Source organism: Pseudomonas sp. 910_21, assembly GCF_052850735.1.
This window is the reverse complement of the sequence record NZ_VXCY01000003.1, coordinates 649983-664234: the sequence shown is the minus strand read 5'-3', so window position 1 is coordinate 664234 and position 14252 is coordinate 649983. Positions and strand designations below refer to the sequence as shown.

Below are 14252 nucleotides of genomic sequence, written 5' to 3'. Positions count from 1 at the left end.
CAAGGCTCCCGCTTGCTAACCTGATAGGTGTTACATGGCAGGCGCAAAAGAGATTCGCAGTAAGATTGCGAGCATCAAAAGCACGCAAAAAATTACCAGCGCCATGGAAAAAGTGGCGGTCAGCAAAATGCGCAAGGCACAAATGCGCATGGCTGCTAGCCGTCCTTATGCGGAGCGCATCCGCCAGGTTATTGGTCATCTGGCCAACGCCAACCCGGAATATCGTCACCCGTTCATGATCGACCGTGCTATCAAGCGCGTCGGTTACGTTGTGGTGAGCAGTGACCGTGGTCTGTGTGGTGGCTTGAACACCAACCTGTTCAAGGCCCTGGTCAAGGACATGGCGGTAAACCGCGAACAAGGCGTCGAGATCGATCTGTGTGTGGTCGGTAGCAAGGGTGCGGCCTTCTTCCGCAACTTCGGCGGTAACGTCGTTGCAGCTATCAGCCATCTGGGTGAAGAGCCGTCGATCAACGATCTGATCGGCAGCGTCAAGGTGATGCTGGATGCGTACCTGGAAGGCCGGATTGACCGCCTGTCCGTGGTATCCAACAAGTTCATCAACACCATGACCCAGCAGCCGACCGTGGAGCAGTTGATTCCACTGGAGGCAACCCCGGATCAAGAACTCAAGCACCACTGGGACTATCTCTACGAACCGGATGCCAAGGAGCTGCTGGACGGCTTGATGGTCCGTTACGTGGAGTCGCAGGTCTACCAGGCGGTGGTCGAGAACAACGCAGCTGAACAAGCGGCGCGGATGATCGCAATGAAGAACGCTACCGACAACGCCGGTGATTTGATCAGCGATTTGCAGCTGATCTACAACAAGGCGCGTCAGGCTGCGATCACCCAAGAGATCTCGGAAATCGTCGGCGGCGCTGCCGCGGTTTAACGGTTCAAATATTCAGAGGATCCAGCTATGAGTAGCGGACGTATCGTTCAAATCATCGGCGCCGTTATCGACGTGGAATTTCCACGCGACAGCGTACCGAGCATCTACGACGCCTTGAAGGTTCAAGGCGCCGAAACCACTCTGGAAGTTCAGCAACAGCTGGGCGACGGCGTGGTGCGTACCATTGCGATGGGCTCCACCGAAGGCTTGAAGCGCGGTCTGGACGTCAACAACACTGGCGCAGCCATCTCCGTACCGGTCGGTAAAGCGACCCTGGGCCGGATCATGGACGTACTGGGCAACCCAATCGACGAAGCCGGTCCTATCGGTGAAGAAGAGCGTTGGGGCATTCACCGTCCAGCGCCTTCCTTCGCAGAACAGGCAGGCGGCAACGACCTGCTGGAAACCGGGATCAAGGTAATTGACCTGGTTTGCCCGTTCGCCAAGGGCGGTAAAGTCGGTCTGTTCGGTGGTGCCGGTGTAGGCAAGACCGTAAACATGATGGAACTGATCCGTAACATCGCCATCGAGCACAGCGGTTATTCCGTGTTCGCCGGTGTGGGTGAGCGTACTCGTGAGGGTAACGACTTCTACCACGAGATGAAGGATTCCAACGTTCTGGACAAAGTGGCACTGGTCTACGGCCAGATGAACGAGCCGCCGGGAAACCGTCTGCGCGTAGCCCTGACCGGCCTGACCATGGCCGAGAAGTTCCGTGACGAAGGTAACGACGTTCTGCTGTTCGTCGACAACATCTACCGTTACACCCTGGCCGGTACCGAAGTATCCGCACTGCTGGGCCGTATGCCTTCCGCAGTAGGCTACCAGCCGACCCTGGCTGAAGAGATGGGCGTTCTGCAAGAACGTATCACTTCGACCAAGCAAGGCTCGATCACCTCGATCCAAGCGGTATACGTACCTGCGGACGACTTGACCGACCCGTCGCCAGCGACCACCTTCGCCCACTTGGACGCCACCGTCGTTCTGTCCCGTGACATCGCTTCCCTGGGTATCTACCCAGCGGTAGACCCACTGGACTCGACTTCCCGCCAGCTGGACCCGAACGTGATCGGCAACGAACACTACGAGACCGCTCGCGGCGTTCAGTACGTACTGCAGCGTTACAAAGAGCTGAAGGACATCATCGCGATCCTGGGTATGGACGAGCTGTCGGAAACCGACAAGCAGTTGGTATCCCGCGCTCGTAAGATCCAGCGCTTCTTGTCGCAGCCGTTCTTCGTGGCTGAAGTCTTCACTGGTTCTCCAGGCAAATACGTTTCCCTGAAAGACACCATCGCTGGCTTCAAAGGCATCCTCAACGGTGACTACGACCACCTGCCAGAACAAGCGTTCTACATGGTCGGCGGCATCGACGAAGCGATCGAGAAAGCCAAGAAACTGTAATCCCGGCGCCCGGCAACGGGCGCTAATTTAGGTTGAGGCAAGCAGATGGCTATGACAGTCCATTGCGATATCGTCAGCGCGGAAGGGGAAATCTTCTCCGGTCTGGTGGAGATGGTGGTTGCGCACGGTGAACTGGGTGATCTTGGTATCGCTCTGGGTCACGCACCGCTGATCACCAACCTGAAGCCAGGTCCGATCCGCTTGATCAAGCAGGGCGGGGAAGCCGAGGTGTTCTACATCTCCGGTGGTTTCCTCGAGGTTCAGCCGAACATGGTCAAGGTTCTTGCCGACACCGTGCAACGTGCTGCCGACCTGGACGAAGCCTCCGCTCAGGAAGCCGTCAAGGCTGCTGAGAAGGCCCTGAATGAAAAAGGCGCAGATTTCGACTACGGTTCTGCTGCTGCACGTCTGGCCGAGGCCGCAGCTCAGCTGCGTACCGTCCAGCAGATCCGCAAGAAGTTCGGCGGCTAAGCCGCAGGCTTTCTGTGTGATTGATTAAAAAGGGTAGCCTCGGCTACCCTTTTTATTTTCCGCCATTCACCCCCTCTGGTCGCAGTCGCCGACCACCCAGGATTGGTAGCCAGTCATGTCTCTCGAAATCGTTATCCTCGCCGCGGGTCAAGGGACTCGCATGCGCTCGGCGCTGCCGAAGGTGCTTCATCCGGTCGCCGGCAATTCCATGCTCGGGCATGTTATCCACAGCGCCCGGCAACTTGATCCACAGCGCATCCACGTGGTGATCGGCCACGGTGCGGATGCGGTGCGTGAGCGTTTAGCGGCCGATGACCTGAATTTCGTGTTGCAGGACAAGCAACTGGGCACCGGCCACGCGGTAGCCCAGGCCGTACCTTTTATCACGGCTGACACAGTGCTGATCCTCTACGGCGATGTACCACTGATCGAAGTCGAGACCCTGCAGCGCCTGCTCAAGCAGGTGGGACCGGAACAACTGGGTCTGTTGACCGTCGAGCTGGACGACCCCACCGGTTACGGTCGCATCGTCCGCGACGCAGCCGGCAAGGTGAGCGCTATCGTCGAGCAGAAAGATGCCAATGAAGCCCAGCGCGCCATTACCGAAGGCAACACCGGAATCCTCGCGGTGCCCGGCAAGCGCCTGGGCGACTGGACCGGCCGTCTGTCCAACAACAACGCCCAGGGCGAGTATTACCTGACCGACGTGATCGCCATGGCGGTCAGCGACGGCCTGATCGTCGCCACCGAGCAGCCCCATGACGCCATGGAAGTGCAGGGCGCCAACGACCGCAAGCAGTTGGCGGAACTGGAGCGTCACTACCAGCTGCGCGCGGCGCGCCGGCTGATGGCCCAGGGCGTGACTCTGCGCGACCCGGCACGCTTCGACGTGCGCGGTGAGGTCACCGCCGGCCGCGACGTGCTGATCGACATCAATGTGATTCTCGAAGGCCGAGTGGTGATCGAGGACGACGTGATCATCGGCCCCAACTGCGTGATCAAGGACAGCACCCTGCGCAAGGGTGTGGTGATCAAGGCCAACAGTCACCTCGACGGCGCGGTAATGGGTGAGGGCAGCGATGCCGGCCCGTTCGCCCGCCTGCGTCCCGGCACGGTGCTGGAAGCCAAGGCCCATGTGGGTAACTTTGTCGAACTGAAGAATGCCCACCTGGGGCAGGGCGCCAAGGCCGGTCACCTGACTTACCTGGGCGACGCTGTGATCGGCGCCCGCACCAACATCGGCGCCGGGACCATCACCTGCAATTACGACGGGGTGAACAAGCACAAGACGGTCATGGGTGAAGACGTGTTCATTGGTTCCAACAACTCCCTGGTGGCCCCTGTGGATATCTTGTCCGGTGCCACCACGGCCGCCGGTTCCACCATCACCCAGAACGTGGCGCCCGCCCAACTGGCGGTAGGTCGGGCCCGGCAGAAGAACATCGACGGCTGGAAGCGGCCGGAGAAGATCAAGAAGGACTGAGGTTATCCACAACCGTGGAACCCTGTTCGTCGGCAAGCCGGCTCCTACACCCATCGGTAGGAGCCGGCTTGCCGGCGATTTTTTTCACTTCCCCCGCTTGACGAAGTTTCGATCATAGGTTTTTATTGCGCCTGTTATCTTTCGAATCGAAACTTAAGCCGCCATGTCGAAGCGCAACACTCCCCAACGTCGCCACAACATCCTTGCCTTGCTCAATGAACAGGGCGAAGTGAGCGTTGATGCCTTGGCCAAGCGTTTCGAAACCTCTGAAGTTACGATTCGAAAGGACTTGGCCGCACTGGAGAGCAATGGCCTGCTGCTGCGGCGTTACGGCGGCGCCATCACCATGCCCCAGGAACTGGTGAGCGATCTTGGCCAGCCTGTGTCCCTCTACAAGCAGGCGATTGCCCGGGCCGCAGTACAGCGCATCCGTGAACACGCACGGATCATCATCGACAGTGGCAGCACCACCGCCGCCATGATTCCCGAACTGGGCCAGCAACCGGGCCTGGTGGTCATGACCAACTCCCTGAATGTGGCCAACGCCCTGAGCGAGCTGGAGCATGAGCCGGTGCTGTTGATGACCGGCGGCACCTGGGACCCCCATTCCGAGTCCTTCCAGGGCCAGGTGGCTGAACAGGTTCTACGCTCATACGACTTCGACCAGCTGTTTATCGGTGCCGACGGTATCGATCTGGCCCGCGGCACCACCACCTTCAACGAATTGCTAGGGTTGAGCCGGGTCATGGCCGAAGTGGCTCGTGAAGTGGTGGTGATGGTCGAATCCGACAAGATTGGCCGCAAGATTCCCAACCTGGAGCTGCCATGGAGCAGCGTCCATACCCTTATTACCGATGATCGCCTGCCCTTTGAGGTCCGCGACCAAATCCAGGCCCGCGGCATAACTCTGATTTGCGCGGCTGTCAGCTAGGAGAGAAACCATGTGTGGAATTGTTGGCGCCGTTGCTGAACGCAATATCACCGCCATTTTGCTGGAAGGCCTCAAGCGCCTCGAATACCGCGGCTACGACAGCGCCGGTGTAGCGGTCTACACCAACGCCGGCAAGCTTGAGCGCATGCGGCGCCCGGGCAAGGTCAGCGAACTGGAACAGGCCCTGGCCAGCGAGCCGCTGGTCGGCCGTCTGGGCATCGCCCACACCCGCTGGGCCACCCACGGCGCCCCGTGCGAGCGTAACGCCCACCCGCATTTCTCCGGCGACCTGGCGATTGTGCACAACGGCATCATCGAGAACCACGAAGCACTGCGCGCGCAGCTCAGCGCCCTGGGCTACGCGTTCACCTCGGACACCGACACCGAAGTCATCGCCCACCTGCTGAACCACAAACTCAAGGACCTGGGCGACCTCACAGTGGCTCTCAAGGCCACGGTCAAGGAACTGCACGGCGCCTATGGCCTGGCCGTGATCAGCGCCAGCCAGCCGGATCGCCTGGTGGCAGCCCGCAGCGGCAGCCCGCTGGTGATCGGTCTGGGCCTGGGGGAAAACTTCCTCGCCTCCGACCAACTGGCCCTGCGCCAGGTCACCGACCGCTTCATGTACCTGGAAGAGGGCGACATCGCCGAGATCCGCCGCGACAGCGTGCAGATCTGGGACATCGACGGCCAGGCCGTCGAGCGTGAAGCGGTGCAGTACCGCGACGGCGCCGAAGCAGCGGAGAAGGGCGAGTTCCGTCACTTCATGCTCAAGGAAATCCACGAACAACCTTCCGTGGTACAGCGCACCCTGGAAGGTCGCCTGAGCGCCAATCAGGTGTTGGTCCAGGCCTTCGGTCCACAAGCCGCCGAGCTGTTCGCCAAGGTGCGCAATGTACAGATCGTCGCCTGTGGCACCAGCTATCACGCCGGCATGGTCGCCCGTTACTGGCTGGAAGAACTGGCCGGTATTCCGTGCCAGGTGGAAGTGGCCAGTGAGTTCCGCTACCGCAAGGTGGTGGTGCAGCCCGACACCCTGTTCGTGACCATCTCCCAGTCCGGCGAAACCGCCGACACCCTGGCCGCCCTGCGCAATGCCAAGGAATTGGGCTTCCTCGCCAGCCTGGCCATCTGCAACGTCGGCATCAGCTCCCTGGTGCGTGAGTCCGACCTGACCCTGCTGACCCAGGCCGGTCGCGAAATCGGCGTGGCCTCCACCAAGGCCTTCACCACCCAACTGGTGGGCCTGCTGTTGCTGACCCTGTCCCTGGGTCAGGTACGTGGCACCCTGGCCGCCGGCGTCGAAGCCGAGCTGGTGGAAGAACTGCGCCGCCTGCCGATCCGCCTGGGCGAAGCCCTGGCCATGGACGGTGTGGTGGAGAAGACCGCCGAGCTGTTTGCCGACAAGCACCACACCCTGTTCCTCGGCCGTGGCGCCCAGTACCCGGTGGCAATGGAAGGCTCCCTCAAGCTCAAGGAGATCTCCTACATCCACGCCGAAGCCTACCCGGCTGGTGAGCTCAAGCACGGTCCGCTGGCGCTTGTGGATAACGACATGCCGGTGGTCACCGTGGCGCCGAACAACGAGCTGTTGGAAAAACTCAAATCCAACCTTCAGGAAGTGCGTGCCCGTGGCGGCGAGCTGATCGTGTTTGCCGACGAACAAGCCGGCATGACCAATGGCGAAGGCACCCACGTGATCCAGATGCCGCACATCCACGACATCCTCTCGCCGATCCTCTACACCATCCCGCTGCAGTTGCTGTCCTACTACGTCGCCGTGCTCAAGGGCACCGACGTCGACCAGCCGCGCAACCTGGCCAAGTCGGTGACGGTGGAGTGAGTTATCCACAGCGGTCCGCCGGGCGGCTGTGAACCCATCCCCCAGAAAGTCCCGGCTTGTGCACAGGCCGGGGCTTTTTTATTGAGCTGTGGAAAACCTATGAAGCTGCGCTTGATTCATGGATGGACGATTGTCCTGATGCTGCTTGTCCTGCTGCTGGGCGGGCTGACCCCGGTGCTGTCCAATAGCCTGTTGCTGCTGAAGGACCGGGCCAACTTCATTCCCGCCGAATCCTCCATCTGGACCTTTGAACCGACCCTGATTAATCAGGGTTCTTCTTCCTATTGGTTGTACGGGGAAGATCGGCATTACTACTTCTATTTTTCCTACGCCGAAGATCAGCCCTACCGGCTGATTGCCAAGAACAACCCGTGCCCGGGATTCGATCGGCATGACGTCGGCACCTGGTGTATCCCCTGAAGCCAGGCCCCTGGATTATGCTGCTGGCTCGCGGCGCTCACCGGGCAGGCGCCGGCAGCTGAGGTAGGGCATGGACAGGTTCCAGGAAATGCAGGTGTTCGTTTGCGTCGCTCAGGAGCAGGGCTTCGCTGCTGCCGCCCGGCGCCTGAGCCTGTCGGCCGCCAGCGTGACCCGAGCCGTCGCCGCGCTGGAGCAGCGCATCGGCACTCAGTTGTTGATCCGTACCACCCGCAGCGTGCACTTGAGTGAAGCCGGGCAAGGCTACCTGGAGGATTGCCGGCGCATTCTGGCCGAGGTCCAGGACGCCGAGGCTTCGGCCGCCGGCATCCATGCCCAGCCCCGGGGCCAACTGACCCTGACCGCGCCGCTGTTGTTCGGTGACCTTTTCGTCACCCCGCTGCTGGTGCGCTACCTGCAACGTTATCCACAGGTCAGCGTCAACGCGCTGCTGCTGGACCGGGTGGCGAGCATGGTGGAGGAGGGGATCGACGTGGCGATACGCATTGGCGAGTTGCCCGACAGCGGCCAGCACAGCGTCCGAGTCGGCGAGGTGCGCCGCGTGGTCTGCGCCGCGCCGGAGTTTCTTGCCGTCCATGGACGTCCCCAGCATCCCGATGGCCTGCGCCAGGCGCCAGTGATCGCACCGTCGTCCGTTGGCCAGGCGCGTAACTGGCAGTTCAACGATGCCGGTCGGCCCTTGAGCATTCGTCCCGAGCCGCGGTTGCTGGTGAGCGCCAACCAGGCGGCCATCAGCGCTGCCTGTCTGGGGTTGGGCCTGACCCGGGTGCTGTCCTATCAGGTCGCCGACCAGGTCGCGGCCGGGCAGTTGGAAATTGTCCTCCAGGCCTTCGAGCTGGCGCCCTTGCCGATCCATGTGGTGTACCAGGGCGGGCGCAAGGCACCGGCGCGGGTGCGTAGCTTCGTCGACTTCGCGGTGCAGGCCCTGCGAGAGCATCCATCGCTCAATCCTTGATCAGCGTTATTGCGCAGGATGAAATGATGGATTGCGATTTCTGGTGATTCTGTTGTTTTTCCCCAGGGATCAAGATGGGGCTCCCAGCGCGGCACTTCGACCGCGCTCCTGCTCGCGGAGTCCACCATGTCCCTGCTGCCCATCAAGTTCTACAACTTTCCCCGTTCCGGGCATGCCCATCGGGTCGAGCTGATGCTGTCCCTGCTGGACCTGCCCAGCGAAACCATCTTTGTCGACCTGGCCAAGGGCGCTCACAAGCAGGCGGATTTCCTGGCCCTCAACCCCTTTGGCCAGGTGCCGGTGATCGATGACCAGGGCGTGGTGGTGGCGGACTCCAATGCGATCCTGGTGTATCTGGCGCAACGCTACGGTCGTGGCCGCTGGTTGCCCACCGACCCGGAGGGGGCAGCCCAGGTACAGCGCTGGCTGTCGGTGGCGGCGGGGCCGATTGCCTTCGGGCCGGCAGCTGCGCGGCTGATCACGGTGTTTGGTGCCTCCTTTAATGCCGAGGAAGTCATCGCCCGTTCCCATGTGCTGCTCAAAGTCATGGACCAGGAGCTGGCCAGCCGGCCCTTCCTGGTGGGGCAGCAGGCGACCATCGCCGATGTCGCGGGCTACAGCTACATCGCCCACGCTCCGGAGGGCAATGTGTCCCTGGCCGATTACCCCCATGTACGGGCCTGGCTGGAGCGTATCGAAGCCTTGCCCGGCTTTGTCCCCATGCCATCCACGGCGGCGGGTTTGAAAAGCGCCTGAAGAACCACTCAGCGGAGGCCGCCACATGAGCACCCATTCACCTTGGCATGCCGGGGAACGGCAACTGCAGATCCAGGCAGGGGTGGCCGAGCGCATGGAGGCCTTCGGCGCCAAAGTCATTCGCCCGGCCATGCCCGAGCAGCACCAGCAGTTCTACGGGCAACTGCCGTTCATCCTGGTGGGCGCGGTGGATGCCCAGGGCGATCCCTGGGCGAGCCTGCTTGAAGGTCCGCCCGGTTTTGCCTGGGCCCCGCAAGCCACCCTGTTGCGCCTCGACAGCCTGCCGGCCGCCGATGATCCGCTGCAGTTGCAGGAAGGCGCGGCTGTGGGCCTGTTGGGGATCGAGCTGCATACCCGGCGACGCAATCGTCTCAACGGCCGCATCGGCGGGCTCGATAGCCGGGGCTTTGGCGTCAGGGTGCAGCAGTCGTTCGGCAACTGCCCGCGTTACATCCAGTTGCGCGATCTGCAGCGGGTGCCCTTGAGCGATCCGGCCAGCCGCCCGGCTCAGCACCGGCAGGACCTGGACCCGGCGGCCCGGGCCCTGATCGGCGCCGTCGATACCTTCTTCGTCGCCAGCTATGTCGATGTGCAAGGCCAGCGTGCGGTGGATGTCTCCCATCGTGGCGGCCCGGCCGGGTTCGTTCGGGTCGAAGGCAACTGCCTGATCATCCCGGATTTCGCCGGCAACCTGCACTTCAATACCCTGGGCAACCTGCTGCTCAATCCCCGGGCGGGTTTGCTGTTCATCGACTTTCACAGTGGCGAGTTGCTGCAACTCAGTGGGCGCACCGAGATCATCTTCGACGGCCCGCTGGTCCACACCTTCCAGGGGGCCGAGCGCGTATGGCGCTTTACCGTGGAGCAGCTGGTGCGGCGGCCGGCTGCCCTGTCCCTGCGGGGCTTGTAACGGGCCCTGGGCGCCTGCAGAAAAAATCGCTCGCCAGCGATTGCCGCCAGCCTCGGCCCTGCGTAGGCTGGCGCGATCTCAAGGCTGATCATCTGCAGAGCGCCCGGCATGCCAGGGCTGTGTTGCGTTAAAGGGAATCAACGATTCATGCTGCCCCGGGTCTTGCTCCGCCTCTTCGCGTTATTGCTCTGCCCGGTGCTGCTCAGCGCCTGCCGCAACCAAGACGCTCCCCCCCTGGATCAACAACTCTACATCTGGCAACGCCAGTGGACTCCGGCCCACGCCGACGCCCTGGCAGGCTCGCGGGCCGACTTTTCCACCGTCCGGGTCCTGGCCCTGCAGGCTTTTCCACAGGCCGGCTGGAGCCGCGCGCGGATCGACGCCGCCTTGCTCAAGCAGGATGCTCGTCCGCTGATTGCGGTGATCCGCCTCGATGGGCAACTGCCGTCCCTGGATCAGGACGAGATCATCCGTCAGGTCCAGCAACTGCTGGCGCACTGGCAGGAGCAGGGCCTGACCCTGGCCGGGATCGAGATCGACCACGATGCCGGCACCGCGCGATTGCCCGCCTACGCCACGCTGCTTGAGCGCTTGCGGGCTGTGCTGCCGAGCCAACTGGCCCTGAGCATCACCGCCTTGCCGGCCTGGCTCGACAGTCGCGAGTTGCCGGGCCTGCTGGCCAAGGTCGATAGCAGCGTGCTGCAGGTGCACGCCGTGAGTGATCCTCGGCACGGCCTGTTCGATCCGCAACAAGCCGAGCAATGGGCCAGGCGTTGGGCGCGCGTCAGCGACAAACCCTTCTATCTGGCCTTGCCCGCCTACGGCGTCGCCTTGCTCCCCGGTACCGAAGGCGCGCCCCTGGTGGAAAGCGAGGCGCCGCTGCGACGGAGCGGTCAGCGCCAGGAGCTGATGGCCGACCCCGAGCAACTGAGCCAGTTGGCCAGGACCTTGCGCAACGACCCGCCGCCGCATCTGGCCGGCCTGATCTGGTTTCGCCTGCCTCTCAAGGGCGATCTGCGGGCCTGGAGCCTGGACACCCTGCGGGCGGTGGCCCGGGGAGACGTCCTGGCCGGCCGGCTGGACATCCGCCTGGAGGAGCAGGACGGCCTCGTGGATATCCGCTTGAGCAACGCGGGCAACCTCGATCGGCCCCTGCCTGAACAACTGACCCTGGCCGTTGCCCAATGCGACGGATTCGACGGGCTGGGCGGTTATTCTGCACAGCTGCGCGACGGCCAACTGCTGTTGACCCGCCAACAGACCGGCCGCCTGGCCGCAGGCGCCAGCCGTGCCGTGGGCTGGGCCCGCTGTACAAAAATTGACCAAGGAGCTGCGCATGTTCGTCCCTAGATCCCGTCACCTGCTGTGCCTGAGCCTGTGCCTGCCCCTGGCTCCGGCCCTGGCCTGCGGACCGTCTTTCCCCATGCGCCTGCTGAACGACCGTCCACAGACTCTTGCGCAGTTGCCCGAAGGCAGTTTCCAGTTCGAAATCAGCCGCCTGGGTCAGCCCATCGCCGGGCTCATGCCGGTCGCCGACAACGGCTTCAGTGTCGATTACAGCCTGCCTGACAGCTACTCGGTGCAAGAGCGTAACTGGGCCGAACAGCAAGGGCTGGATCAGGCTCAGCAAACCCTGGTCGGCCAGTTGCGCAAGCTCAACGACGCACGCGTGGCGGAGCAACAAGGGGCCAGCCTGCCGCTGGAAATCAACCTCTACACCGCGGGCGCCGTGGCTTTCAGCGCCGGGGATCATGAGCTGGCGGCGGAGTATTTCCGCAAGGTGCTGGCGCTGCCTGCCGAGCAGCGCGCCTTGCGCAGCACCTGGGCTGCCTATTCCCTGGGGCGGGCTCTGTCCTTTATCAGCGAGCAAGCCAACGAGCTGGACGACCAGGGGCGGAGCGACATGCGACAGGCGGCGCGCCAGGCATTCGCCCAGACCCGTCAGCTGAGCATCGACGCCTTCAGCGACCCCCTGAGCCTGGGCGTCGCCAGCCTGGGAGAGGAGGCCCGCATCCTCAAGGATCAGAACGACTGGAGCCAGGCCATCGATCTGTATGCCATCCAGAACCAGCTGGGTTCGGACGTCGGCTACAGCTCACTGAAGCAGGTGGTGGGCGAACTGAGTGGCCTGCCAGCCGCGCAATTGCTGGAGCAGCTCAAGCATCCTTCCGTAGCCCGCTTGCTCACCGCCTCGTTGATCTCGCACCAGGCCTGGTCCTTTGGCGAGCGGCCCGAGTCCGAGGTGAAACTGATCAAGCTGCTGAGCCAGGGCACTGCGGGCAGCTTCGACAACGCCGACCGGCTGGCGGCACTGAATTACCAGAATGGCGATTTCACCACCGCCAAGCAGCTGCTCGAGCATGCCGACGATGGCGGCCTGGCCTGGTGGCTGCGGGCCAAGATGGCCCTGCGTGATGGCGACAAGGTCGCCGCCGCCGCGGCTTATGCCAAGGCTGCCGGCGCCTTTCCCCGAGACGAGAGCTGGGGCTTTCGCGGCGACTATGACGGTAACTATGAAGACCTCAAGCCCGGTTGCCGGGTAGAAGGCGAAAGCGCCCTGCTGGCCCTGGATCGGGGCGACTATGTGCAGGCGTTCGAGCTGCTCTACCGCAGTGGCGAGATCTACTGGCACGACGCGGCCACGGTGGCGGAGCGGGTGCTGACCCTGGATGAACTCAAGCAATTCATCGATACCCAGGTACCGGCGCCGCCGCCGACGCCCAAGCCGGAATACTCCTACTACGAGAGCCTGCCGCTCGCCGCCCAGCTGCGTGAAGTGCTGGGTCGCCGCCTGCTGCGCGAAGGCCGCTACGAAGAGGGTTGGGGCTACTTCGACAGCCCGGAGCGCAAGGCCATCGCCAAGGCTTACGGCGAATACCGGCGCAGTGCCGAGTCGGCCTGGCTGCCCACACGCCGGGCGGAGGCCTATTACCAGGCCGGCAAGCTGGCCCGTGCCTCGGGGATGGAGATCCTGGGTTACGAAATGGGCCCGGACTACCACAGCCTCTGGGGCGCTTACAGCCTGGAGGTCCCACCGGTGCAGGTCGGGCCCTTTATCAGTGCCGACGAAGTGCAGCGTCAGCAAGCCACCAGCGCCGAGCCCGACGTGCGTTACCACTACCGCTACCTGGCCGGAGAACTGGGCAACCAGGCTGCGGACTTCCTGCCTCACACCAGCCAGGCCTATGCCGCGGTGCTGTGCAAGGCGGCGCGCTGGACCCGTGGCAGCGATGCCGAGATCGCCTACTACCAGCGCTACGTGAAAAACGGTCCCTTTGTGGAATGGGCCGGCAACTTTGGTATGAATTGCCAGGAGCCGGACTTCGCCAGCGCCAACAAGCGCTACCTGACCCAGTGGCTGGACGCATCCCGTTCGGCCCTGGTGCAGCACAAGCTGGCAGCGGCCGGTGGCGCTGGCGTCCTGCTGGCTGGCGCCTACCTGCTGTGGCGCCGACGCCGAACGGCCTGATGGTGCCTCGGGGGCTTTCAGTGGCGCGCGCGCCACTGAGGTGGGGCTGGGCTCAGGCCTGCTGGACGAAGGTCAGGCGCAAAGCAAAGCCGATCAGCAGGCTGCCGAACAGCCATTGTTGCAAGCGCTGGGCCGAGGGGCTGCGCTGCATCCAGCGGCCCAGCCCGGCACCGGCCAGGGCGTAGCAGCAGTCGAACAGTCCGCCCACCGCCACCAGCAGCACACCCAGAGTGACGAATTGGGGGGCTACCGCGCCGGCCAGGGGATCGATGAATTGCGGCAGCAGCACCGAGCAGAACAGCAGCGCCTTGGGGTTCAGCAGGTTGGTCAGCAGGCCGCGCTGGATCGCCTGGCGCCAGCGCAGGGGCGTGGCCGCCGTGCTGGCGCTGTCGAGGTTGGGCAACAGGTTGGCCCGCAGGCACTGGATACCGATCCACAGCAGGTAGGCGGCGCCCGCCAGGCGTACCACATCGAAGGTCCAGGGCGCGGCCTTGAACAGCGCCGCCAGGCCCAGGGCGGCCAGGGCCACATGGCAGCCGCGGGAGACAGCCAGCCCCAGGGCCGTGGCCAGCGCCTGGGCCTTGCCCTGGCGGGCACCGGTCTGCAGCAGCAGGATCATGTCGGGCCCGGGCAGCAGGTAGACCACCGCCAGAGCCAGGAAATACATCCACAGTTGCGCCACCTTGCACCCCATTCG

The 14252-nt window shown here is 63.4% G+C and carries 12 protein-coding genes and 1 pseudogene; 12 read left to right on the top strand and 1 reads right to left on the bottom strand.

Annotated elements, in window-relative coordinates:
- Window positions 1–34: 34 nt before the first annotated feature.
- From atpG to FW796_RS13015, 12 genes and pseudogenes are all read left to right on the top strand, one after another.
- Window positions 35–895 carry a F0F1 ATP synthase subunit gamma gene (gene atpG, locus FW796_RS13070; protein WP_011064382.1) on the top strand — a complete coding sequence of 287 codons (861 nt, stop codon included), beginning with the start codon at window positions 35–37 and terminating at the stop codon, window positions 893–895.
- 27 nt (window positions 896–922) lie between these two features.
- The gene (gene atpD, locus FW796_RS13065; protein WP_011064381.1) at window positions 923–2299 is read left to right on the top strand and encodes a F0F1 ATP synthase subunit beta; all 1377 of its coding nucleotides are present in this window, start codon (window positions 923–925) and stop codon (window positions 2297–2299) included.
- Window positions 2300–2344: 45 nt separating this feature from the next.
- The gene (locus tag FW796_RS13060) at window positions 2345–2770 is read left to right on the top strand and encodes a F0F1 ATP synthase subunit epsilon (RefSeq protein WP_011064380.1); all 426 of its coding nucleotides are present in this window, start codon (window positions 2345–2347) and stop codon (window positions 2768–2770) included.
- Between the two features lie 115 nt (window positions 2771–2885).
- A complete protein-coding gene (glmU, locus tag FW796_RS13055; protein ID WP_346634716.1) occupies window positions 2886–4253 on the top strand; it encodes a bifunctional UDP-N-acetylglucosamine diphosphorylase/glucosamine-1-phosphate N-acetyltransferase GlmU in 1368 nt (455 codons plus the stop codon).
- Window positions 4254–4416: 163 nt separating this feature from the next.
- The gene (locus tag FW796_RS13050; protein ID WP_102862410.1) at window positions 4417–5184 is read left to right on the top strand and encodes a DeoR/GlpR family DNA-binding transcription regulator; all 768 of its coding nucleotides are present in this window, start codon (window positions 4417–4419) and stop codon (window positions 5182–5184) included.
- Window positions 5185–5194: 10 nt separating this feature from the next.
- On the top strand, window positions 5195–7027 hold the full coding sequence (glmS, locus tag FW796_RS13045; RefSeq protein WP_102862409.1) for a glutamine--fructose-6-phosphate transaminase (isomerizing): 1833 nt from the start codon (window positions 5195–5197) through the stop codon (window positions 7025–7027).
- A gap of 99 nt (window positions 7028–7126) precedes the next feature.
- A complete protein-coding gene (locus FW796_RS13040) occupies window positions 7127–7447 on the top strand; it encodes a hypothetical protein (protein ID WP_346634717.1) in 321 nt (106 codons plus the stop codon).
- 70 nt (window positions 7448–7517) lie between these two features.
- A complete protein-coding gene (locus tag FW796_RS13035; protein WP_446439438.1) occupies window positions 7518–8420 on the top strand; it encodes a LysR family transcriptional regulator in 903 nt (300 codons plus the stop codon).
- 126 nt (window positions 8421–8546) lie between these two features.
- Window positions 8547–9176 carry a glutathione S-transferase family protein gene (locus FW796_RS13030; RefSeq protein WP_404937961.1) on the top strand — a complete coding sequence of 210 codons (630 nt, stop codon included), beginning with the start codon at window positions 8547–8549 and terminating at the stop codon, window positions 9174–9176.
- A 25-nt stretch (window positions 9177–9201) separates the two neighbouring features.
- Window positions 9202–10077 (top strand): annotated as a pseudogene (locus tag FW796_RS13025) (FAD-binding oxidoreductase); the annotation flags it as partial.
- A gap of 156 nt (window positions 10078–10233) precedes the next feature.
- Window positions 10234–11436, top strand: a complete 1203-nt coding sequence (locus FW796_RS13020) for a DUF3142 domain-containing protein (protein ID WP_346634719.1) — start codon at window positions 10234–10236, stop codon at window positions 11434–11436.
- On the top strand, window positions 11423–13555 hold the full coding sequence (locus FW796_RS13015) for a hypothetical protein (protein WP_446439437.1): 2133 nt from the start codon (window positions 11423–11425) through the stop codon (window positions 13553–13555). The genes FW796_RS13020 and FW796_RS13015 overlap by 14 nt, the downstream gene beginning before the upstream one ends.
- A 52-nt stretch (window positions 13556–13607) precedes the next feature.
- Here FW796_RS13015 and FW796_RS13010 read toward each other — a convergent pair whose 3' ends face one another.
- Window positions 13608–14249, bottom strand: coding sequence for a LysE family translocator (locus FW796_RS13010; RefSeq protein WP_446439436.1), 642 nt, complete (start codon window positions 14247–14249; stop codon window positions 13608–13610).
- Window positions 14250–14252 lie beyond the last annotated feature (3 nt).

Coding starts and splice junctions, on each gene's coding strand:
- FW796_RS13030 (WP_404937961.1), top strand. CDS start 8,547: ATGTCCCTGCTGCCCATCAAGTTCTACAACTTTCCCCGTTCCGGGCAT.
- FW796_RS13050 (WP_102862410.1), top strand. CDS start 4,417: ATGTCGAAGCGCAACACTCCCCAACGTCGCCACAACATCCTTGCCTTG.
- atpD (WP_011064381.1), top strand. CDS start 923: ATGAGTAGCGGACGTATCGTTCAAATCATCGGCGCCGTTATCGACGTG.
- FW796_RS13060 (WP_011064380.1), top strand. CDS start 2,345: ATGGCTATGACAGTCCATTGCGATATCGTCAGCGCGGAAGGGGAAATC.
- FW796_RS13010 (WP_446439436.1), bottom strand. CDS start 14,249: ATGGGGTGCAAGGTGGCGCAACTGTGGATGTATTTCCTGGCTCTGGCG.
- FW796_RS13035 (WP_446439438.1), top strand. CDS start 7,518: ATGGACAGGTTCCAGGAAATGCAGGTGTTCGTTTGCGTCGCTCAGGAG.
- FW796_RS13040 (WP_346634717.1), top strand. CDS start 7,127: ATGAAGCTGCGCTTGATTCATGGATGGACGATTGTCCTGATGCTGCTT.
- FW796_RS13020 (WP_346634719.1), top strand. CDS start 10,234: ATGCTGCCCCGGGTCTTGCTCCGCCTCTTCGCGTTATTGCTCTGCCCG.
- glmU (WP_346634716.1), top strand. CDS start 2,886: ATGTCTCTCGAAATCGTTATCCTCGCCGCGGGTCAAGGGACTCGCATG.
- glmS (WP_102862409.1), top strand. CDS start 5,195: ATGTGTGGAATTGTTGGCGCCGTTGCTGAACGCAATATCACCGCCATT.
- FW796_RS13015 (WP_446439437.1), top strand. CDS start 11,423: ATGTTCGTCCCTAGATCCCGTCACCTGCTGTGCCTGAGCCTGTGCCTG.
- atpG (WP_011064382.1), top strand. CDS start 35: ATGGCAGGCGCAAAAGAGATTCGCAGTAAGATTGCGAGCATCAAAAGC.